This window comes from Rhizobium sp. ZX09, assembly GCF_017357485.1.
GTDB lineage: Bacteria > Pseudomonadota > Alphaproteobacteria > Rhizobiales > Rhizobiaceae > Agrobacterium > Agrobacterium pusense.
On sequence record NZ_CP031363.1, the window covers coordinates 2,109,881 to 2,130,522 of the forward strand.

At 56.9% G+C, this 20,642-nt stretch carries 16 protein-coding genes and 1 tRNA gene; 8 read left to right on the top strand and 9 right to left on the bottom strand.

Annotated elements, in window-relative coordinates:
• Nucleotides 1–193 precede the first annotated feature (193 nt).
• Nucleotides 194–1,543 (bottom strand): hypothetical protein, encoded by a 1,350-nt coding sequence (locus tag BTN45_RS10565; protein ID WP_207587647.1) that lies wholly within the window; start codon nt 1,541–1,543, stop codon nt 194–196.
• A 98-nt stretch (nt 1,544–1,641) separates the two neighbouring features.
• On the opposite strand from BTN45_RS10565, the gene BTN45_RS10570 reads away from it, so the two are divergent.
• Nucleotides 1,642–4,275, top strand: coding sequence for a hypothetical protein (locus tag BTN45_RS10570; protein WP_207587649.1), 2,634 nt, complete (start codon nt 1,642–1,644; stop codon nt 4,273–4,275).
• A gap of 55 nt (nt 4,276–4,330) precedes the next feature.
• On the opposite strand, the gene BTN45_RS10575 is transcribed toward BTN45_RS10570, so the two are convergent.
• Both BTN45_RS10575 and BTN45_RS10580 read right to left on the bottom strand, forming a co-directional pair.
• Entirely contained in the window at nt 4,331–4,900 is a 570-nt protein-coding gene (locus tag BTN45_RS10575; protein ID WP_207587651.1) for a site-specific integrase, read from the bottom strand.
• 182 nt (nt 4,901–5,082) lie between these two features.
• Entirely contained in the window at nt 5,083–5,901 is an 819-nt protein-coding gene (locus BTN45_RS10580; RefSeq protein ID WP_246751640.1) for an ABC transporter permease, read from the bottom strand.
• 209 nt (nt 5,902–6,110) lie between these two features.
• Here BTN45_RS10580 and BTN45_RS10585 point away from each other — a divergent pair, with 209 nt between their 5' ends.
• From BTN45_RS10585 to BTN45_RS10595, 3 genes are all read left to right on the top strand, one after another.
• Entirely contained in the window at nt 6,111–7,766 is a 1,656-nt protein-coding gene (locus BTN45_RS10585; RefSeq protein ID WP_207587653.1) for a restriction endonuclease PLD domain-containing protein, read from the top strand.
• A 38-nt stretch (nt 7,767–7,804) separates the two neighbouring features.
• Complete coding sequence (locus tag BTN45_RS10590; protein ID WP_207587655.1) at nt 7,805–8,797, top strand: site-specific DNA-methyltransferase; 993 nt, start codon at nt 7,805–7,807, stop codon at nt 8,795–8,797.
• A gap of 31 nt (nt 8,798–8,828) precedes the next feature.
• Nucleotides 8,829–8,927 (top strand) — tRNA-OTHER (locus tag BTN45_RS10595).
• Nucleotides 8,928–9,229: 302 nt separating this feature from the next.
• Here BTN45_RS10595 and BTN45_RS10600 read toward each other — a convergent pair.
• On the bottom strand, nt 9,230–11,179 hold the full coding sequence (locus tag BTN45_RS10600; RefSeq protein ID WP_207587658.1) for a methyl-accepting chemotaxis protein: 1,950 nt from the start codon (nt 11,177–11,179) through the stop codon (nt 9,230–9,232).
• A gap of 470 nt (nt 11,180–11,649) precedes the next feature.
• Nucleotides 11,650–13,026: a Wzy-type polysaccharide biosynthesis protein UppW gene (uppW, locus tag BTN45_RS10605; RefSeq protein WP_112766887.1), complete on the bottom strand. Its 1,377-nt coding sequence runs from the start codon at nt 13,024–13,026 to the stop codon at nt 11,650–11,652.
• 534 nt (nt 13,027–13,560) lie between these two features.
• Between uppW and BTN45_RS10610 the strand changes: the two genes are divergently transcribed.
• Nucleotides 13,561–14,631 (top strand): GNAT family N-acetyltransferase, encoded by a 1,071-nt coding sequence (locus BTN45_RS10610; RefSeq protein WP_207587661.1) that lies wholly within the window; start codon nt 13,561–13,563, stop codon nt 14,629–14,631.
• Between the two features lie 36 nt (nt 14,632–14,667).
• On the opposite strand, the gene uppG is transcribed toward BTN45_RS10610, so the two are convergent.
• Together uppG and uppI are read right to left on the bottom strand one after the other, a co-directional pair.
• Nucleotides 14,668–15,747 carry a polysaccharide biosynthesis glycosyltransferase UppG gene (uppG, locus tag BTN45_RS10615; RefSeq protein WP_172874348.1) on the bottom strand — a complete coding sequence of 360 codons (1,080 nt, stop codon included), beginning with the start codon at nt 15,745–15,747 and terminating at the stop codon, nt 14,668–14,670.
• Between the two features lie 2 nt (nt 15,748–15,749).
• Complete coding sequence (gene uppI, locus BTN45_RS10620) at nt 15,750–16,820, bottom strand: polysaccharide biosynthesis UDP-hexose transferase UppI (RefSeq protein ID WP_112556916.1); 1,071 nt, start codon at nt 16,818–16,820, stop codon at nt 15,750–15,752.
• A gap of 275 nt (nt 16,821–17,095) precedes the next feature.
• Between uppI and uppH the strand changes: the two genes are divergently transcribed.
• Nucleotides 17,096–18,007, top strand: a complete 912-nt coding sequence (gene uppH / locus BTN45_RS10625) for a polysaccharide biosynthesis endo-1,4-beta-xylanase UppH (RefSeq protein WP_207587663.1) — start codon at nt 17,096–17,098, stop codon at nt 18,005–18,007.
• Between the two features lie 8 nt (nt 18,008–18,015).
• Nucleotides 18,016–18,960 (top strand): polysaccharide biosynthesis UDP-hexose transferase UppJ, encoded by a 945-nt coding sequence (uppJ, locus tag BTN45_RS10630; protein WP_207587665.1) that lies wholly within the window; start codon nt 18,016–18,018, stop codon nt 18,958–18,960.
• Between the two features lie 21 nt (nt 18,961–18,981).
• Here uppJ and BTN45_RS10635 read toward each other — a convergent pair whose 3' ends face one another.
• Both BTN45_RS10635 and uppL read right to left on the bottom strand, forming a co-directional pair.
• Nucleotides 18,982–19,230 carry a hypothetical protein gene (locus tag BTN45_RS10635; RefSeq protein ID WP_004443233.1) on the bottom strand — a complete coding sequence of 83 codons (249 nt, stop codon included), beginning with the start codon at nt 19,228–19,230 and terminating at the stop codon, nt 18,982–18,984.
• A 154-nt stretch (nt 19,231–19,384) separates the two neighbouring features.
• Nucleotides 19,385–20,185, bottom strand: a complete 801-nt coding sequence (gene uppL / locus BTN45_RS10640; RefSeq protein WP_207589725.1) for a polysaccharide biosynthesis UDP-hexose transferase UppL — start codon at nt 20,183–20,185, stop codon at nt 19,385–19,387.
• Between the two features lie 243 nt (nt 20,186–20,428).
• Between uppL and BTN45_RS10645 the strand changes: the two genes are divergently transcribed.
• Nucleotides 20,429–20,638, top strand: coding sequence for a hypothetical protein (locus tag BTN45_RS10645; RefSeq protein WP_003491679.1), 210 nt, complete (start codon nt 20,429–20,431; stop codon nt 20,636–20,638).
• Nucleotides 20,639–20,642 lie beyond the last annotated feature (4 nt).

Sequence of the window (20,642 nt, forward strand, 5' to 3'; positions counted from 1 at the left end):
GACGCAGAACGATCTTTCAAATTTCCTTGGCATGTGGGGATTTCGAGGAAAATTTTTCCAGAGGCGCGGTGTCGCGCGCCCCCAGTCATGTCTCGGTTTTGCGTCTGATATTGGCGACGCCTCGTGATCGCTACGCTACAATCCACCAGACTGCACGACACATACCATGCCGCATCTATGAGGGCACTGTCGATCACGCCGCGGCCAGCGTGTCGAGAAATGACGCCCAAGCGGTCGTCTTGGATTGTGGATCGGCCCATATATCCTCGATGGCAAACCGAAGCCCTTTCAGGGTTACGGGGACTTCATTCTCGTATTCCTCGGGATTATCGAAAATCCTGTTCACCTGCTGAAACACACGGACATAGGCTTCGGCGTTATGGTTCATGAGGATCATGATGCTGTCATTGTCGAGATCGGACGAGCCGCCCGACCCCGCGCAAATTTCGCTGATCTTTACCCGCGCGCCGACCGTCGTTGACGCAGGGATCGCGTAGAGGGTTTGTTCGTCGTGCATGGTTTTACTGCCCCGCTTTGCCCTCGGGCGACGTTGTGCAATTTCCCATGCAAGCTCATTCAGCGTGCGGGTATCCGAGGGGCTGCCTTCTTTCGGCATGGATACCGTCGAGAACGTCCATCCGGCCTTATCCAGCCGGTGGGTCATCAGCGCCTGAAACTTCGCAGCAGAAATAAACGGGCCTGCCGTGTCGAACGTGATCTGGAGATCGGGATTGATTTCGGTCACGCAGCGTTGCAGCGCGTTGAACAGGTAGGCGATAGAGGGCGTGGAAATGCCCAATATGTGTATCCACTTCGCGGTTTGCAGCAGGCCATCGTTGCGCATGTCGTGGAGGCGGTTGAGCAGCAACGAAAAGGAGTTCTGGTGAGCACCTGCAAATGCCCAGCCTTCGAGGCCATAACCCTTCACGGCCTCATACCATGCCTTGCTTTCCGCCTCGTTGCGGCCCTGAAGGACGTTAAGGAGTTCCGTGGCCCCCGGTTCTCGATTTTGCACGAAATAATCCAGGTTGAGCAAAGACTGTTTCAGGCAGGCATTAAAATCCAGTGACAGACCGTTTACCGCGCACATCGTATCGAGATTATGGCCCTCAGCTATCAGCCGTTCGGCATGCATGGCGACATTGCCGGGCGTGATGCCGCCGGTTGGGAAGTCCAGCGACATCGAATAGTCGGAATGTGTTTCCAGCCAGCGCAACATGCGTTCGCATGTCGGATCGCCAGTGAACTTGATCCTGTTGCCCTGTATCTGGAAACCGCCGCTATCACCGATGACAGTGGTCGCCTTCCGGTCGCGCAACTTCACGATGTTGTCTTCGAGCGCCGAGTTCGCCGTCTTTGCGGCCTGACCCGCACTGTAGAGCGCATAGGGGTAGTGAAACAGACCGCTTTTCGGGTCGAGAAAGTTCAGGTCGGTTTCCAGAAACGCAAAGCTGCGCTTGAGGTGCTGCGAATATCCGAGCTTCGCGAATTCCTGACTGATCGCGGGGGTGTAGATGGCGTATTTTGAGGGCTTGTTAAACATGTCGTCCGTCAAAGGATTTTCGCATTGGGATCGTCTGCAAATTTTAAGGATTGCATCGTCTGATTGCGCCACGTTGATTAAAATGCGTGAGGCATCCAGTGGGAATAGCGGTTAAAAAACAAACAATTCGCGACCAAAATTATTACGAAGCACAGTTCGCCACGATCAAAAGTGCCGCCGCCGCATTCGAGCAGCACGAGAGCAAGACAGAAAACCTGCTGCATGTCGCGTTGGACAAGATTTTCGAACTCGGTGAAAGTATCCGCCAAGACGCGCAGGCATTCGAAAGCTTCCTTAGCGATCACGGAAAAGCCTGTAACAAGGTAACGAAAGCCAATCCCTACAATGCCCTTGTCGATCTGGCCTTCTCCGGTGAGTGGAGCAAATCGTGGCGCAGCCAAATGAGCAATGTTCTCGCTCTCGCGGCAGAAACAATCGGCGATCAGCAATTTGTCGATTGGCTCGTCAGCAACGGCGGCGTGTCGGGCTGTTACATTCTTGCCGTCCAGCACTTTGCGCGACCGGCGACAGCCAAGGCCGAAAAGCTTCGCTCGATCCGGTTGAATACGATATCGGAAGAATTGAAGCGCAAGCCGATTGTAAAAAACGCCTTGCCGGGTGTTAGCCTGCCGGATGGTTTTCATCGGTCGATGCTGTTTTCGCAGGGTGGCCAAACCTTTCTTGTCGATATCCGGGAAGACGACAGCGATGCGACAATCGAAAAGTACCTGTTGGAAGCGATAGGTGACAGGGCCGTCACCACTCATCCGCTTGCTGACAAGCCGATGTTCTCTCTGTATCGCGCCGTCGATCTGATTTCCGGCACCTGCAAATCGTCATCGGCAGGTCAGTTGCAATACATTGCCATCTGGAACGAGGATGCCGGCAACGGCCCTGTTACAAAACTCCGCTTTCTCTCCGACGCCTACAGCTTCACGCATGCCACCGTCACGCTGGCCCATGCGCTGCCCGAATTGAACGGCAAGGGACAGTTCATTCTCGATCTGGCCGATGCCGATATCTTCCGGCAGCAGTTCCAGCAGGACACTGCCTGGACAATCCGCGAGGATAATTGTGGGCTGATCTTGGCCGACAACGCTAAATCCCCCATGCGTCTGACATTGTTGCCGGTGTCTGACTACGCAGATAGAAAGCTTCGGCAGGGTCGCAAACTCGGATTGCGCACACGGCATTTCACGATGTCGCTGGACGCGATGCAGCGCGACAGCAAAAGTCTCGATATCGCGATGACCCTGTTTCATAAGGCGAACGCGCAAAGGACGATGCCCCTTTCGCGACCAAAGCGATTCCAGTGGGTGTTTGACGGCAAGCATATCGAACTCGGTTTCGAACAGACGTCGGGCATGATGAACACCAACTATCCGTCTGTTGTGTTCAAGGCCGCGGCAACCACGTTGCCTCAAAACGAGCTTTTGCTTGCCGACGCGCAGGCTGTCTGGAATTCGTTCTTGGCCTATGGTGAAGACATTGGCGGGTACATCGCGCATGGCGAAGTCGAAGACGCTGCATTTTGCATCGAACATACCTTTGTCAATGGCGATACCGTCGAATACAGATCGCCGTTGATCATCGGCAGGAAGACGGACCCGACGCAGATTTGCGAACCGTTCGTTCCGGCAACCGTACCAACGCCGCCTGCACCGCAAACGCCGCCGCAGGGATCGAAAGGTTCAACGCAATCGGGAAGCCCAGGCGGATCTTCTGGCAAAACGAAAGCGAAATCGGCTCCTGCAAGCACTGCTACGCGTGCTACAGCCGCTCCCAATCATCGCCCCCGAAACTATGCGTTGATCGAAAAGAACAGGCGGGCAAAAACGACGTTTCCGGCCACGCCGTCCTCCAGCGGCCGCGCATTCGGTGCCTTCATGACGAGTTTCTTACCTGACGACGCCGAACACCGAGCCGACCGAAAATTCGATTTCGAATGGCAACTCGAATGGTGGCGGCGGATGACGGATATTCCGGTTCACGTCATTGCGTCCAATTGGACCGACGAAGAAATTGCCGCGAGCAAGGAGCTTGGTCTGCTTGCCGAGCATGGCGCCGACATTGAGCGCGTCGGTCCTCGCATCCTGATCGAAAACCGCATCGACTGCCTTAAGCAGCTATATGCCAGCGATTTCGATTGGGGCATCATCATGGATGACGACGCAGTGCTGATGCAGGACGAAAACCATAACAGCAGCTACCGCCTGTTTGCGGAAATGGCAGCGAACGGAAAAGATGCCTATGGCGGCGTTGATGTCTTTGCCCCGATCTATGGGAGGAAGGCTCCTTTCAGCAAGGAGCTGAATGCCCCAGGAAATCCGTATACGAACAATCACGTCTTCAAGAAGAGCACGGACCTGAAAGGCAGCATGATCGTTGTCCGAAACTTCGAGAAAGAGGGGCGGAAACCGTTACTTCCCGATTCCAGCTTCCGCACACATGGCGAAGACACCTATCTCGTGTTGCAAGCCATCTCACTCGGCTACTCGACCATGACCTCGTGGAACATGGTTCTGGAAGAGCTGTCGGGCGAAAGCACGTTCGCAAACGGTGATGATGACCGGACGGAAAAGATGCGCGAGGGACATGAACAGCTCGTCGCGAGATTCGGTCAGTTCGGATTACGCATGAAGGCCGGTTCCCATTCCCTCGACAAAAGGGACTTCGAGACCGCCTGCTGGCGCGACAAACCGAAACGGATCGAGGTCGCCAAGCCCCTATAGTGTTCCTCAGAAAAGTTCGTTGAGCGAACTTTTGCCGTGCCAGAATGGGCGGCGGTCAAAGCAAATCGACTGCCGCCTTCATCATCTCGTCGCGAACATCAATGTAGCGTTGTGTGGTCGTCAGGTTCCGGTGCCCCGCGAGCGTCATGATGACCTTTGGACTAACGCCGGAATGAGCAAGCCGGGTGATGAACCAGCGGCGACCGCTATGCGAGGTCGCCCCGTCGAGACCGGCGCTCTTATATAATTGTCCCATCAATTGGCAGAGCGTGTTTGCGGAAAACGCCGTCCGCTTCTGCGTCAACATTAGAGGTGCATCGGCATCCCGATTTTCTGACCAGTCCTCTCTATGACGCTCGATCTCCCGGCGTAGCTTCTCATTCAGGAAGACCACGCGAGCATGACCGCCCTTGGTGATCTCGGCCCGCAGCCGCAGTTGCTCGCGAACCTTCCCGTCGCTGTCGAGAACATCGCGCACCGTCAGGGCAGCAATCTCACCTACGCGCAACCCTGCGAGATGCGACAGCATCAACGCAAGCCTATTTCGCCCCGCATGCTTCATCTGTGCCACCACGGCCAGCAGCCGTTTATATTCGGCATCCGTCAAAACGCGCGCTTGTTTCATCAGAACCTCACAAAAAAAAGCATTTCCATGCCGTTCGTTATGTTGCCGATGAGCAGGAAGGGCGAGCGTTGTTGGCAGGTTGAAAATTGCTCTATGGGATCAAGGCGTCAGCGCCATCCAGAGCGCAAACGTCAGAAAATGTGCGTTTTGTGAGGTTCTGATTTGCGTAGGCTACGCAGCGGCTATTTCTGCTCACTCTCATGCCAATGACGAAGGGCAAGCTTGGACAGCGTGGAAGTGAGGCCGTAGATGATCGCTCCGAGCATAGCGAGCAAGACGAGCGAAGCGAAGAGGCGCGGCATATTCAGCCGGTATTGCGCTTCCAGCAGTCGAAAGGCCAAGCCCGCGTTGTTACCGGCCTGCCCTGCCGCGAACTCTCCGACAACAGCTGCCACTAACGCCAACCCGCCTCCGATTCTGAGACCAGCGAAGAAGCTCGGTAGTGCCGAAGGTAGTTTTAGATAAATGAGGGTCTGCCAACGGGACGCGCTATACGTCTTCATCAGATCAGCATGATTTCGATCGGCACTCTTCAAGCCTTGCAGCGTATTCAGCATGATCGGATAGAAGGTAACGAGGAACGCGCATATTAATTGCGCAGTCCACGGCGTCGGCGCGTAAATCAGGATCAGCGGTGCTATCGCGACAATTGGCGTTACTTGAAGCGTCACCATGACCGGCGACAGGAGGGTTTCTATCCATCGGGATTGTGCCAAGACCACTGCCGCACTTCCTCCTCCGACAACGGCGAGGAATAGCGCCACAAAGGTGGTCTGGGCGGTCACCCATAGCGCCGCCAGCAAAATATACCAATCCTTGGTGAGCGCCGCAGCAACGGTGCCCGGTCCCGGAAGGATATACGGTGGAACTCCCGATAGCTCCACGTACAGGGCCCAACACGCGATCATCACGCAGACACCCACAAGCGGAACGGCGACACCGAGCGTCAAATCTCTCGCCGATGCTTTCAGCGGGCTTGTCTTGGCATGTCTGGCTGTCACGTGATTCCTCGATTGCAGCAATCAGTTGTACGCATATCGAGGCACGATTTCGCGGAGCTTGCGGAAAGCGCGATGCCAAGGTGGTCGGCCAAAGCAATGGCGCGCAGCCGAAGGTCACAACGTCTATAATTTTCGTTTTGCACACTTACCTTGAGCTGGAGCAACGGTCTGAGCTTGTCAAGATGGCACAGGTCCTGACTTATGGGAGAATGAGATACATCGATTCGAGAATTAGAGACGCCAACCAAACGGTGGCGAAATGGATGAATGAGGCCGTAGCGGCGGGCATCGATGAAGTTCGTTGCCAAACGGGCTACTACACATTTGAAGGCAGTTCCCTTTTGCTGCCAGCTCTCAAGAAGTGCGCCGAGAACAACGGTGTCTCTCGGTTCGTAATCGGTTCAAACCGGGGAGCGACTCTGGCTGATCATGTGCGAATGTTGAAAGACGCATTGGTTCTTCCTCGAGAACATGCAGCCATCGGCATAGCTGCGTTTGACACCTCACTGTTTCATCCCAAGGTGTATCATTTCAAATTCGCCAACGGGCGTCAAAGCGCATACATCGGCTCTTCGAACCTTACCGGGCCTGGACTTTCGGGGCTTAACATTGAAGCCGGAATTATTCTGGATACCGACGATGGGGACAACGATGAAGTCCTCGCTGGTATTGCGCAGCAGATAGATCAATGGCTAACCGGACAACAACCCGGCATCAGCCTTGTAAGCAGCCAGCAAGACATAGACGAGTTGACCACTTCGGGAATTCTCGCCCTACAAAGAATTGTCCTTCCAGCCGACCCCGGAGAAGGTGCCGAAGGGGCAGCAGTGCGTGGCGAACGCAATCTGACAGGCGCGCGGCTAAAGCCGCTCGTAAAAGTTCGCTGGGCGGCCGAGCGCAGCAATGTTGTCTCAAGTCGCGTAGCCCGCTTTGGTGGGCTGTCTGCACCACAAACCAGCCAACTCCAGCGTGCGACGGAGGCCAGTTTTCATTATCCGCAAGGTACGCACTTAGGCCACCTGCTGTCCATTCTATACTATTTCGCCAATGGAAGAGACGGCAGCGCCTTTGCAGATGACTATATCAAATTAGCCGGAGGATTTGGGGCAGGACGCATTGCGGGGTATCGGCGACAGGTCAAGTATAAAATTCTTGCCGCTATCGAAATTGGACTTCTTACTGATATCCGCCTCGCTGAGAATCCCGCAAACTTTATCCCTGAACTGACGCAAGATGGCCAGAGGCTATGGGATCTGTTCGAACCTTTCATAAATGTTGCCGACATTCAAATATCAGCGAACGAAGACGGTACATACTCAAGCGAAACTCCGCACAGGGCGCCGTTTTACAATCAGCTTATAGCCTCAGCATTACCACAATCTGAAGATCTTCGAAAACTATACACAAAGATATTCCTAAACATGCCTGCTGCGAAGCAGATGCTGCAATACCTATACTTTGAATACCGTATCGCCTCGATCCCAAAAGCCGATATCTATGATGGCTTCTTCGATTTCCAGCCGGTATTGGACTTTTGTGACGAGATGGGCATCGAGCCCGCGACTGAAGAAGCCGCAAGGCACCGTTGCCCCTTCTTGTTGAACATATTGGAAAGTTGTGGTGTGCTCACGCAAACCCCGAGGACAATAAATCTACAAAGCCTTGCTCTCTCGGGAGACCTTATTGCGGCGGATGCTGGCTCCGTAGCTGCAAGCACCACAACGATAAGGACGGTTATCGGGGAGTGGAACGCGCATGCCCCATCTCTTGAACCGGCAGAAAAGGCATCGCTTCGCGAGCTGTTTGGAACTACGTTTCTAACCGAAGCCTATCACATTAACGAAGTATTTGAGATCGGAACCTGATGTCTAATCGATCACACCGTAATGCCGGCCACATCGGCATGAACAGCTTGAAAAAAAACGGTCGAAAGCATTCGTCTGTGTCTCAGATCAAAGAGGATAACATCTGCGATACAAAGCATTTCGTCGCGGTAAGCGACTGCTTGGAAACACTCCGTCGAATACCGAGCAAATCGATTCAGTTGGTTGTTTGCGATCCACCCTACAACATCAATGTGGCTACTTGGGACGACATGACCGACTATGTGGACTGGGCCGCACAGTGGATCAGAGAGGTTGAGCGCGTCCTCACGCCTACGGGCAACTTCGTTCTCTTCGGTGGCCTTCAGTACCAAGGCGAGGCAGGGTCGGGGGACCTGTTAAGCCTCATCGCTTGGATGAGGCGCAACAGCGCCATGCTATTGGCGAACCTGATTATCTGGAATTACCCAAATGGAATGGGCGCACAGCGTTTCTTTGCAAATCGGCACGAGGAAATAGCGTGGTTTGCAAAATCCGATAAGTATTACTTTGATCTCGACGCTGTACGACAAAAGCTCGACCCAGCCACACTGGCAGCCTACAAGAAAGACAAACGCCTCAACCCGGAGAATTTAGAGAAGGGCATAAACCCGACAAACGTCTGGAAAATTCCACGTCTGAATGGAAACTCCAAGGAGCGTGTCGGGCATCCTACGCAGAAACCGAAGGCCGTGATTGAGCGAATTGTAAAATCCATGTCATATCCCGGCTCAACGGTACTCGACTTCTTTGCGGGTAGTGGCGTGACGACACGCGTTGCGATCGAACTGGGCCGGAATTCTATTGCCTCAGATGCCGACAAGGCATTCATCGGCTACCTCAATTCCCACATCGGGCAGATTGCGAGAGACGATGAGGCCCCACTCAGAGATTTCAACATAGTTGCCGATGATGAGTGGCATCTACACAGCGACTTGAAACCGCGAAAGGCATCCGTAGGAGACGAGTCGTTGTCAAAGAACGGAAAGAACTCACCCCCAGAACGCAGCATTATCACTGCTTTTCGCGAATAGCTCGAGGTATGTAACTTAGCACAGTCGTAGCGCACCCGAGAACTGGAAGAAGCAATATCAAGGACTTACAACCATAGTCTCCCAATTCCGATTCCAAAGGTCACAGGTTCGAATCCTGTCGGGTGCGCCATTTTACGCAGAACGTATCACCCCGGATTGCCACTCTTCGTTTTTTGACGGAAGCCTATGGCGTTGCCGCATCCCCTAGGCAGCGTGCTTGACAATTGCGCGTCGCAACAGTCCTCCCCGAAAACGCCGTTAGACTCCGTCCCGATCGATATTACTGAAGCATTGAAGGCGATGGGCGAGGCTGGCGGCGGCGGATCAGTGGTGGTCTGAGATAAGCTATCCGTTCTTCGACAACCCAGAGGCAAAAAGCCGCCCGGTGGTCGAAGCACCGGGCGCTGGTTTTAGGCGAATGAAGTCGCAGGATCAAAACTCACGCCATTCATCTCTCGATCTGTCGACGGCGGCATTGCCCGCGAAGGCGGCAGCGAGCTTGTGGCCGAGCGCACGCACGGGTGAGGCTACCGGTCTTTCGCCGCCGGCGGCGGTGCGCACCGGCGCGGGCTGGCTCTGCGGCTGATAGGCGCTGTCGCCGAGGCGGAATTGCGACAGCAACTGGTTGAGAGAGGCCACCTCCTTGGCCAGGCTGTGGCTTGCGGCATTGGTTTCTTCGACCATCGCCGCGTTTTTCTGGGTGTCCTGATCCATCTGGTTGACCGCGGTGTTGATCTGCTGCAGGCCCGAGGACTGCTCCTGCGCAGCCTCCACGATGGAAACCACGTGGCGGTTGATTTCCTGCACTTCCGATACGATCGTCACCAGCGCCTTGCCGGTGTCACCCACCAGCTGCACGCCCTGCTGCACCTGATCGTTCGAGGTGGTGATCAGCGCCTTGATCTCCTTGGCAGCATGGGCGGAGCGTTGCGCAAGCTCGCGCACCTCCTGGGCCACGACGGCGAAGCCCTTGCCGGCCTCACCGGCGCGGGCGGCCTCCACGCCGGCATTCAGGGCAAGCAGGTTTGTCTGGAAGGCGATCTCATCGATCACCCCGATGATATTGCTGATTTCATTGGCAGAATTGGCGATCTGCTCCATGGCGACCACGGCGCGGCGCACCACTTCGCCAGATTGTTCCGCGCCCGCCTTGGCGCGACTGACGATCAGGCCCGCCTCCTGCGCGCGTTTGGTGGAATCCTGCACGGTCGTGGTTATCTCCTCCAGGGCCGCAGCGGTTTCCTCCACGGCCGCCGCTTGCTGTTCGGTACGTCTCGCCAGATCGTCGGCGGCCGATTTGATTTCGTTTGCCCCCGCGCCAATGCCGTTGGCGTTCTGCGCAACACGGGTCAGGGCTGCCTGCAGCTTTTCCGCCGATGTGTTGAAATCGTTGCGCACGGTATCGAGCGTTGTCGTGAACGGCTCGCGGATGCGGTAGGAGACATCGCCGTCGGAGAGTTTCGAGAGACCGGCAGCGAGGTTGTCGACGGCGAATTTGACGTCGGCCGCTTCCTTCGCCTTCTGCTGCTCACGGTCGATCCGGTCCTGTTCCGACAGGCTGCGGTTCGCTTCGGTTTCCCGCTCGAGACGAATGCGCTCGATGGCATTTTCACGGAAAACCTGAACCGCCTGCGCCATCTGGCCGACTTCGTCTTTGCGTGCCATTCCGTCGATTTCCGCCGTCGTTTCACCGGCGGCCAGCGAGACCATGCGCTCGCGCAGGCGGGCAATCGGCGTGGTGATGCCGCGCGAAGCCACGAAAAGCGCCAGAATAATGCCGGCCGCGAAAGCAACGCCGACAGCCATCAGCGAGGTGAGGATGGTCGAATTGGTCTGATCGGTCAGGTCGTCGCTTCCCTTGACGACACCCTTGGCAAGCCTGTCAAGAAGATTGGCGATGTCGGCGCCCGTAGCGCGCATGGCAACGTCAGCCCTCAGAAGCTCCGCAGCGGATTCCTGGTTGCGGTTGGCCGAACCGAATTCCACGGCCTTGTCCGTGATGGCGATAATGGCCTTGACGTCTCGCAACAGCCTGTCGAGTGCTGCTGTCTCTTCCGGAAAAATGGCTTTGACATCGTCCAGCCGCGTTACCACCTCTGCCCTGTCCACCGCATATTCCTGCTTCACGATTTTAAAGTCGGGGCTATTGGCGTCATAAACCATGATCTGATACGCACCATAGGCCATGGACTGCAGGTTTCGGTTTGCCCGGGCAAGCTCCACCAGGGCGGCGTTGTCTTTGGCGATAAAATCGGAATAGGCCGTGTCCGCGTGCTTGTAGCGGTCGGACATGAAGCCGGTGGCGCCAAGACCGACGATGCAGATCGGCAGAATGAGGGAAAGAATTTTTGTGCGGATGCTGGCGTTCTGGAGAAAGGACACGGAAACCTCACGTCATGAAAAAACCGCTCCTTCCCCGTGCCACAGGAGGTGTTCGGCAAGGCTGGCATGGCACGTCGAGGACCCCGGTCATCAGGGCTTCGATAGCCGCATCATCGGCTGGGATTGCCTCTGCATCATGCATACGCCGAAGAAAGTCCGGGCCTGTCCCTGCAATACGCACAGGTCGTCTCCCCCCGTGGCATGGCGCCCCTGAAAGGCCAGGCGCCAGGCCGCATCTTGAGGAAAAGCTGAGCAGAGCCGATCAATGGGCTGCTCGCGATTCCTTTTGTCGCAAAATAATTATGATAAAAAACTTTATAATTTCTTCACGCCGAAAAATTGCAGGTTCCGACAGGGATTCGCGGTGCAGCTGCTGCCCGCGATATCAAATGACGGAACCAGTATGGAGCAGTGATCTTGCATCATTACCCGACGCAGCGCGGCCGGCGGTGGCGGCGCATCTCGAACCGTCAACGGGAATGCAGGACCTGCGGTTGTGCGGCAGGCGGCCCGCCCGGCTTCGCTGCACTGCGCACGGGGCCGCCGGACTGGCCGGGTTCCCGCTCCGCCTCTTCCTCGACGAGGCTGGCATGGGCCTGCAGATGCAGGCCCATCATCGCGACGAGCAGGAAAAACCAGACGAAACCCGCGCTCAGAAGAAACAGCGTTTCCAGAAAGCCGTATAGCAGGACGTAAAGCCAGACGCCGACATAAAGCCGCGTCAACGGACTGTTGCGCGTGGCGCTGTCCATTTTGCCGAGATTATGGAGCGGCAGCAGATAAATCCATATCAGCACCAGAACCAGCCCCGGAACGCCACCTTCCAGCAGCAGGTCGAAATAGCCGCTATGGGAAGCCGGCGCGGTGGTCGCCCAGCTATTGTCCTCGGTGAAGCTCGACATCAGCGTATCGCTGCGCCAGAAGGCCTGGTAGCCATATCCGAGGATCGGGCTTTTGCGGATGTAATCGATGGCGACAGCCCAGATATCGGTTCGGCCCGTAAAGCTGGCGTCGATGCCCATTTTCGTCAGCATCTGTGAAAACACCGGGTCTACCGTGGTGCCCACGGTCACGGCCGCGCAGAACAAAAGAAGCAGGGTCACGACCATATAACGCCACCGGGGCCAGCGAACGATGAACCAGCCGGTTGCCACGATGATCGGCATCAGGCCGAGCACCGTCTTGCCACCTGTCTTGACCAGGAAGAAAACCGAAAGCAGCAGCACCGAGAGGCCGCCGATGAAGGACCAGCGCCTGCAAAGATAAATCGACACGATGATCAGCACCGCCATGACCGATGCGGCCTCGTTCTTGTGCTGGAAGACCCCGCGCCAGTTGCCGGCCAGCAGCGGCTCCAGCGCATCGCTTGCCAGGTGAATGGACCGCGAAGGCAGGGCGACGACGCCGAAATAACACAGGAACAATATGATGAGGACGCAGGTGGCGAGCAGCGTGGTGAAATGCCGCTCGGTGCGCGGCAGCTGCAGGAACCCGCCGGCGAGCACGCAGATGATGGCGCACATGACAAGCCGACGTAGCGAAAACGATGGTGCTTCACCGAGAAGCGAGGTCAAGGCAAACCAGCCGAAAATTGCCGCTGTCAGCAGGCGCGGCGCAAGGATGATGGAGAACGAGCGCTCCCTGGCCATGAATGCCACAAAACTGCAGAGCAGGATGACTGCGGTGAGCTGGTTGAGCAGGTTGGACCCGGCCGCCATGGCGGAGCCCAGATAGGTGGAGGAGAGCGAGATATAGGGCGAAAAACCGACTGTGAAGTACAGGAACGTCACATAAAACAATGCGTCCCGCCAGTAGCCACGCCCCTGTCCGTCATGCGGTGCATCCATAAGGGGTTTTTCTCTTCCTCTTTCCACCGCCTCGGCATCCCGTCCGATGCTTCATCCGGTTACCCGAATATCCTCCCAAAATCCTATTTTTTAGTTATATATAATGCACGGAAGAATAGTAATTCCGTCATTTCCGGCTGCGCTTCCGGAACGAGGTCAAAGAGTGAGAAACGGAGTAGGACTGCCGGGAAAGAAGCTGCGCCCTGAAGAACGGCTCTCAGGCGTTAACTTCGCATCGAAAATTTAATGCGCTGATTTCCTTAATATTTACCACGAAATTCCTGCCCGGAAAGTCCGACTTTACTTGCACGACAAGAGAACCGTCTTCGCATGCCGGAGGTATACTCACGCAGCCAGCAGATACTCTATTTAGCGTATATTAACAACTCAAGATATATCTTTCGGTTGATTTCGTAAATGCGCATAGGCTGGAGACCCAGGGTGGACGTTCCGAGGCACACCAGGACGGACGATAGCGATAACGGTCAGTTGACGCGATGCCCGGCGCCGCAAAGCTCAACCGGCGTCCGCCCCATGCGCAGGGACGACGTGCCGGCTGTCGAGCGGGTGTTGAACAGCGCATTCAGGAAGACAGGGCCCACGACGAGCTTCGATTTTCGTTCCTATGTAGAGACGTTGTTCTTCAGCAGCCCCGTTTTTGATCCGGATTACGGCAGCGTGGTTTACGATGCGGGAGAGAATGGTGTGACAAGCGTCATTCTGGCCGTGCCCATGCGGTTTGTCGCCAATGGAAGAACCGTCACGGCGCGCCTGCTCTGTGCTTTCGCGTCGGATGGAAAACTTGGCGCACTCGGGGCCGCGCGTCTGTCCCGCGGCATGCGGGCATCGAAACACGACATGCTGTTTTCGGATACAGCCTCGCCTGTCAGCGCCGACCATTGGGTTGCGACCGGCGGCAACATGCTGCCCATCGAAAGCCTGCAATGGCACAAGGCGCTGAAGCCCTTCTCAACCATCGCACTGCGCATGCCGCGCCGTTCGAAACTGGCCAAGACAACGCTTGCCCTGGCGGCGCTCGGCTTCGTGGACGGCGTCCTGCGCAAATGGAAAAAAGGCCTAAGGCCGCAGCAGGCTCCGGGCGCCAGGGTAAAAGAAGTGGATTTCGAAACCTTCCGCCGCGCAGCGCTGCCGATGATCGAGCGTTTTTCCGTCCGCCCGGAATGGTCCCATGACGAATTTCACTGGCTGATCGGCATGAGCAGGACGAATGAGAGCCTGGGCGAACTGAAAAGCCTGGCGATCGAGACGGCCGAAGGTCATGTCATGGGAGCCGCCCTGTTTTTCGGCCAGCCGGCGCGAACCGCCTATGTGCTCAATCTCGTCTGTGATGCCGGCCGCGAAAACGATGTCCTCAACACACTGTTCCACCATTTTGACGGTGAGAATTACGCCCATGTCACTGGCATGGCGCAGCCCTTTCTGATCAACGCGCTTTACCGCCAGAACCACATGAGCTTCCGCCATGACGGATATTTCTGCATGGCCACCCGGGACGATCTGCTGAGGGAAAGGGCGCTGGCCGGGGATATCTATATAGGCGGACTATGCTCGGAGAGCTGGAGCAAACTCATCACCGATTATTGAGGCCCCGCGCAGACCGGCACCAGCCGGGCCGCCGCCTCAAGCCTTGGTAAAACGCCCCACATTGGCCGATATCAGATGGCGCAGGGCCTTCGCGTAACGTTTGGAGCGTGTCTTGGCCGCCAGCGCGCTGGTCCAGTCCACCATCGATCCGTTGATATCGAAATCGCCGAGCTGACCTTCGGGTATATCGCCCTTTTCGATCCGCTCGACGATGGAAGCGAGCGCCGAATAGAATTCCGGCGAGCGATAAGGCGGGTGCAGTGAATACATGCCTTTACCCGTACCGAGAAAATCCAGCCTGTAGACGCCGCGGCGCATCATGTTGGTGCTCAACACCTCCTCAGCAGGCATCGAGATGGGCTGCTGATTATAGGCATAGGAGCGGATGCGCCGTTTGACATCGGGCCTGAGTAGTTCCAGCGAACCGATCCGCTTGGCGAAGCGTTCCATGTCGATCATGAAAAGACGTGTGGAAACGGTGGCGAAGCGCCAGGTGGGAATACGCGACGGCAACTTGCGCGGCTCAGGAATGTTCTTCACGCCGGGCATGCCGACATGGCGGGAAATATCGAGATCGCCCCGCACTGTCGGCGGCCCGGAAAACGGCGTGATGCACAGCGCATCCGGATTGGCTTTCTGCAGCGCGATCGCCTCGGAAAACCAGCTCTGGCTGCCGCCGCCAAACATCATGTCGCTGTCCATGTGCAGTACGTAACGGGCGTTGGCCCGTTTAAGACCGTGGAAATAGACGTGGAAAGGACCGCCGTCGAAAGCCTTGGCGGGATAGGGAACCGCCGACCGGGAAAAGAAGGTCTCGGACACCGCCTTGCGCGCCTCATCACTGTAATCGACGATATCGACGACGAGATGCGGATAGTTGATCTGCATTTCCTCCAGCATGTCGAAAAGTCGTTTGCGCGACGCTTCGAAGCCTTTGCCCTTGTAGCGACCGGCCCCCACCTGGCCGGTATCGACCGTCAGCAGAATGCGGTCCACCTGTCCGCCCCAGACCCGTAGCTGATGCGGCAACGTCAATGCGGCATGCGGAGCGTCGAAGGGATGCAGATTGACCTGCAGCGCTTTCTGGACGGGAGGAAGCGGCATTTCAGCATTCATAGTCACGCACCACGGTTCCGGAATTCATTGATGATGGCCATCATGGGTTTTTCGTTGAAGCTCCAGTCGAGCGGCAACGGCCGGTTCGCCGTGCCGTCGCGACGCGGATAGGCCCAGCGGATCCAGGTATACTGGTCCGAAATACCCCATGTGGTGATCGAGGAAAGCGGGCCGCCGGCCGAGGCCGCCTCAAGAAAATCCCGGACCTGACCGTTGATCAGCAAATCGCGTTCCGCTTCCGGACCGGGCAGCGTCTGGTCCATCACATCAAGCTCCGTCACCAGAACGGCAAGGCCGTAACCGCGCATTTCCGTCACGAAGGCGGCAAGCTCGTCCTTGGCGATCGGCCAGCCGCCGCGCAGGTGCCCCTGCAGACCGATGGCGTTGATGGGCGCCCCTTTTTCCAGAAGCTCGAGAATGAGATTGCGGAACGCCTCGCGCTTGGCCGGCGATTTTTCGACCGCGAATTCCACGTCATATTCATTGAGAACTAGCTGCGCTTTCGGATCGACCTGATGGGCGATATCGAAGGCCTTCTTGATGGCGTCCGGCCCGGCGCCGTAATACCAGGCGTCACGCCGGGCGCGCACATTGCCGGGAACATCCGGGATCGGTTCGTTCACCACGTCCCAGCTATGGACCACATCCCCGTAACGCTCCATCACCTTGACGATATGGGTTTCCATCAGCTTCTCGACCTTGCCGCTGCCACCGATGCCGGCAATCCAGGGGGCATTTGAGGCGTACCAGATCAGCGGATGGCCATGCATGGAAAGCTTGTGCTGGCGCGCGAAGCTGGCGAGTGCATCGGCGGGCGCAAAATCGAACACCGCTTCCGATGGCCGCATGACCTCCCATTTCATTTCAGTCACGGGGGTGATGCGCGAGCAATATTTCACGATCGCCTCACCGATGCGGCTATCGGCGGTGAGGTCAGGCAGATAAATGGCCGCGCCGTAAGGGGCGGTTTTGGTCGAGGTTTTTTTCTGCGCGGCAGAGGCTGTGCCGGTCACGGCGTGCAAAAGGCCCGCGCTTGCCGCACCGCCCAGAAAATTCCGCCGCCCGATCCGCATTCATCCGCCTCCACAACCCCGGCGCATCGAGGGAAAACCGGGATCGATTTTCGCCAGCAACGATGCGCAGCCCAAAATGTCGGAGCGTTTCCGCACATCCGGATGGACCCGGCACGCTCCATTCTCAAAACATAACATTCTGATCATGCCAAAAGGATATTAAAGATTTGCAAGGTTAACCGCCGCTATACCACGTCATAATTGGCCAGCGCCGCTTAATCCGGTAGTAACTTCGCCATGCGAATTCTTGGCCCATGCCTCACGGAGTTTAAAGCTTGATATCCGTTTCGATTGTCATCCCCGTTCGCAATGGCGAGCGTTACATCGTGGAAGCGATCGAAAGCGCATTGCTTCAGGGCAAAACCGTCTGCGAGGTGCTGGTGGTTGATGACGGTTCCACTGATAGCACGGCGCAAAAGGTGCAGGGTTTTTCCGATCCGCGCGTTAAACTGCTTGCCCGGCCGCAGGGACGGCAGGGCGTTTCCGCGGTTCGCAATTTCGGTCTTTCGCAGGCACGTGGCGAGTGGACGATATTTCTCGATGCCGATGACCGCCTGAAGCCTGGCGCCGTCGCGGCGCTTTGCGCCGGCGTCACCGGCCCGGATGTCGTTGCCGTTTATGGCGATTACGAGCGTATCGATGAAAACGGTGCAAAGATCGGCCGTCGCAACCTCATCCGTCGCCGCGAAAAGCCTGACGGCTTCATCCTTCGGCCGCTGCTCGGCGGAAACTTCATCGTCAATGGCGGCATCATGCTGGTCAGAACCCGAATCTTCCAGGATTTCGGCGGCTTCGACGAGACCCTGCGGTATGCGGAAGACTGGTACGGCTGGTGCAGGCTAGCCGCCGCGGGCCGCTTTGTTTATCTTCCCGGCCGCCACGTCCTCGATTATCGGGTTCACCGGACGAGCGTTATGATGAACCGGCTCTTGACCTTCCGCGATTGCGAACCGGCAATCGAAGCCGTGTTTTCCGATCCCGCCATCGTCGCAGCCATACCCCCGCAGGAGCTCGGACGGCTTCGCCGCAAATCCGAAAACCATATGAACGCCTATACCGTTGCCCAGGCGTTTCGTGCCCGCCGTTACCGGGAAGCCTTTTCGGCACTGGCCGACACCGTCATCCATCGCCCGCGCCAGAGCCTCCGGGCCGTCGTTTTTTCCGCCGCAGCACTTGCCGGAATTTAGGAGTTTCCATGTCCGAGATCATGCCGGAAGCGGTGGTGTGCATCCCCAGTTTCCGCCGGCCGGAAGGCCTGAAGAAGACACTTGCATCGCTTGCAACTCAGAAGGTCGATTTTCCCTTCGCGGTCGTCGTGGTCGATAATGATGGTGCAGGCCAGCAGGGTCTTGCTGTTGCGCGCGCCTTTTTTGCCGAAAACGACATGGCCGGGCTGGCCCTGGTAGAACCGACACAGGGCAATTGTTACGCCATCAACACGGCGTTCCGCACCGCCCGGCAGAGCTATCCTTCGGCGCAATGGTTTCTGATGATCGATGACGACGAGGCCGCCTCCCCCGTCTGGCTTGGGCAAATGGTCTCGGCGGCGAAATCCTTCGACGCCGATATCGTCGGCGGACCCGTCAACCGCGAATTCGACGCCCCGGCTTCCAGGGCGGTTCTTTCGCATCCGCTGTTCGGTTCCATAGAAGCACCGACCGGTCCGGTCGACCAGATCCACGGCTCGGGCAATTGCCTGATTTCACGGCGAGTGTTCGAAACATTGCCGAAGCCGGAATTCGACGTGCGGTTCAACTTCCTCGGCGGCGGCGACATGGATTTCTTCACACGCTGCCGCAAGGCCGGCTTCAAATTCGCCTGGAATGCGAACGCCCTCATCATCGAATACGTGCCGGAAAGCCGCATGGTGCCGCGCTGGATCATGGAGCGCTCGCTCCGGACCGGCATCATCAATTACAGCATCGATCGCGCCCGCCGCCCCGGCCTGAAGGGCGGACTGCTGCTCGCCGCCAAAAATGCCGTCAGCCTGTGCCTGTCGCTCTTCCGCGCCGTTTCCGCATTGCTGAAAACCGGTTCGCTGCTGCCCGCCACCCATCCGCCCCTCATGTCCGTGGGCCGGGTGATGGCGAGCCTCGGCATCACGCTCACCCCCTATAAGGCGCCGGCGAAGAAGAGCTGACGCCCGATCTTACCGTCACGTTTAACCCAGTGTCTTTTGCCTGCCGAACGACATCGGGTTCGCGGGCCGTTTCTGCAAACCGAAAGACGAAAAGGCCGTCGCAAGTACGAGAAGCGGTACGAGCACCGGCCAGAAAAAACAAAGGACAATGCCGGTTACCCGATAAAAATCCCAGCTCTTGTCGCGGCGGGCGCCTTCAATATAGGTCATGGCGAGAGAGGTAACGGTGCCAATTCCATATATGAAAAGAGAAATGGACGTAATCACCATTGGTGGCCTCGAAATATCTCTGATTCGAATAAATTTGTAATATTTGTGCAGTGTAGCGCACCCGTTCGCAGTTGCAACGGGTTTCGGCGCCGTAGCGCGCTGATTCAATAAGTTAGAAAAACCTTACATTTATCGGGCAAGACGGCGCAATGATCTAGCGGTTCTGCCCCGAAGCGCCAAAGCGATACTTCAGCAGCGAATATATGGCGATCGGATTGGTCAGCAGGTAACGTTTTCCAAGACGCTTCGGCTCAAGCATCGCCCGGTAGAGCCATTCCAGCCCCATATCCTGCATCCACTGCGGCGCCCGGCTGTTCTTGCCGGCAATGAAATCAAAAAGGCCGCCGCAGGTCTTGATCACGGCGACGCCGGAAAGCCTGTCCAGATTGCGCGAAACGAAGCGCTGCTCCAGCGGAATGCCGAAGCCGACCCAAAGAATATCGGTCTTCGAGGCGACAATATCGGCAATGATTTCGTCCCCGCGACCCGGACTGAAATAACCATTATGGCGTCCCGAAAAGACGAGGCGCGGATAAAGCCTCTGCATTTCCTCGACCGCCGCACAGTTCACCTCTTCGGAACCGCCGAGGAAATAAAACCGGCTGCCCGTCTCTTCGGCGCGCTTGGCCACCGCATGGACGAGATCCGTCGTTGCAACCCGTTCTCTCAAGGCCCGGGCACAGAACTTGCGGGAGAAGATCACCAGCGACATGCCATCGGCGTGAATCTGGTCCGCCTGCCGCAGCATGGCGTCGAATTCGCGGTCGTGGTGGCAGAGCGCGATGACCTGACCGTTTGCGGATGTCGAATAAAACGGCCTTGCACCCGGCGTACGCTCCGTCGTTGCACGCAGGATGAAATCCCGCGCGGTTTCATCGATGGTTGCGTCAGTAATGGGTAGGGACGCAAGAGAAATGACCGGCCAGGAATGACCAGTCTCCTCCGTCTGCGGCATCTCTCTCCCTGTCATAATCTGTCCGGCGTCCAAGATAGGCATCGTTTCATTGTTATGGGCACGCATATGCATAAAATAGAAGGCTTCAAACACTACGAAGAACTATCATTAATATTTTTATAAATCCTCCGCTTGAGGCGGGGAAATTGCACGCCCGCTGGTTGAATGACCTTCCCCTCGCCTATTCCCGTTTGGCGTCCGATGGTTTAATGGACGGAAACATCAATGACAAAGGTCCCGGCCATGGAAACCATTTCAATCGACAACCGCGGCGATTTCGGCCTCTGGGCAATAGAACGTGCGAAGGAAATCGTTGCCAACGAGGCGTCCGATCTCGCCGTTTCCGTCCGTGATGGCGACGAGGCAGGCATTCGCGATGCCGGCAATGCGCTGGGTGCGGCCATCGCCGCCGCTCTCCTTGAAGTTTATGATGGCCTGATCTCGGAAGAATAAGTCG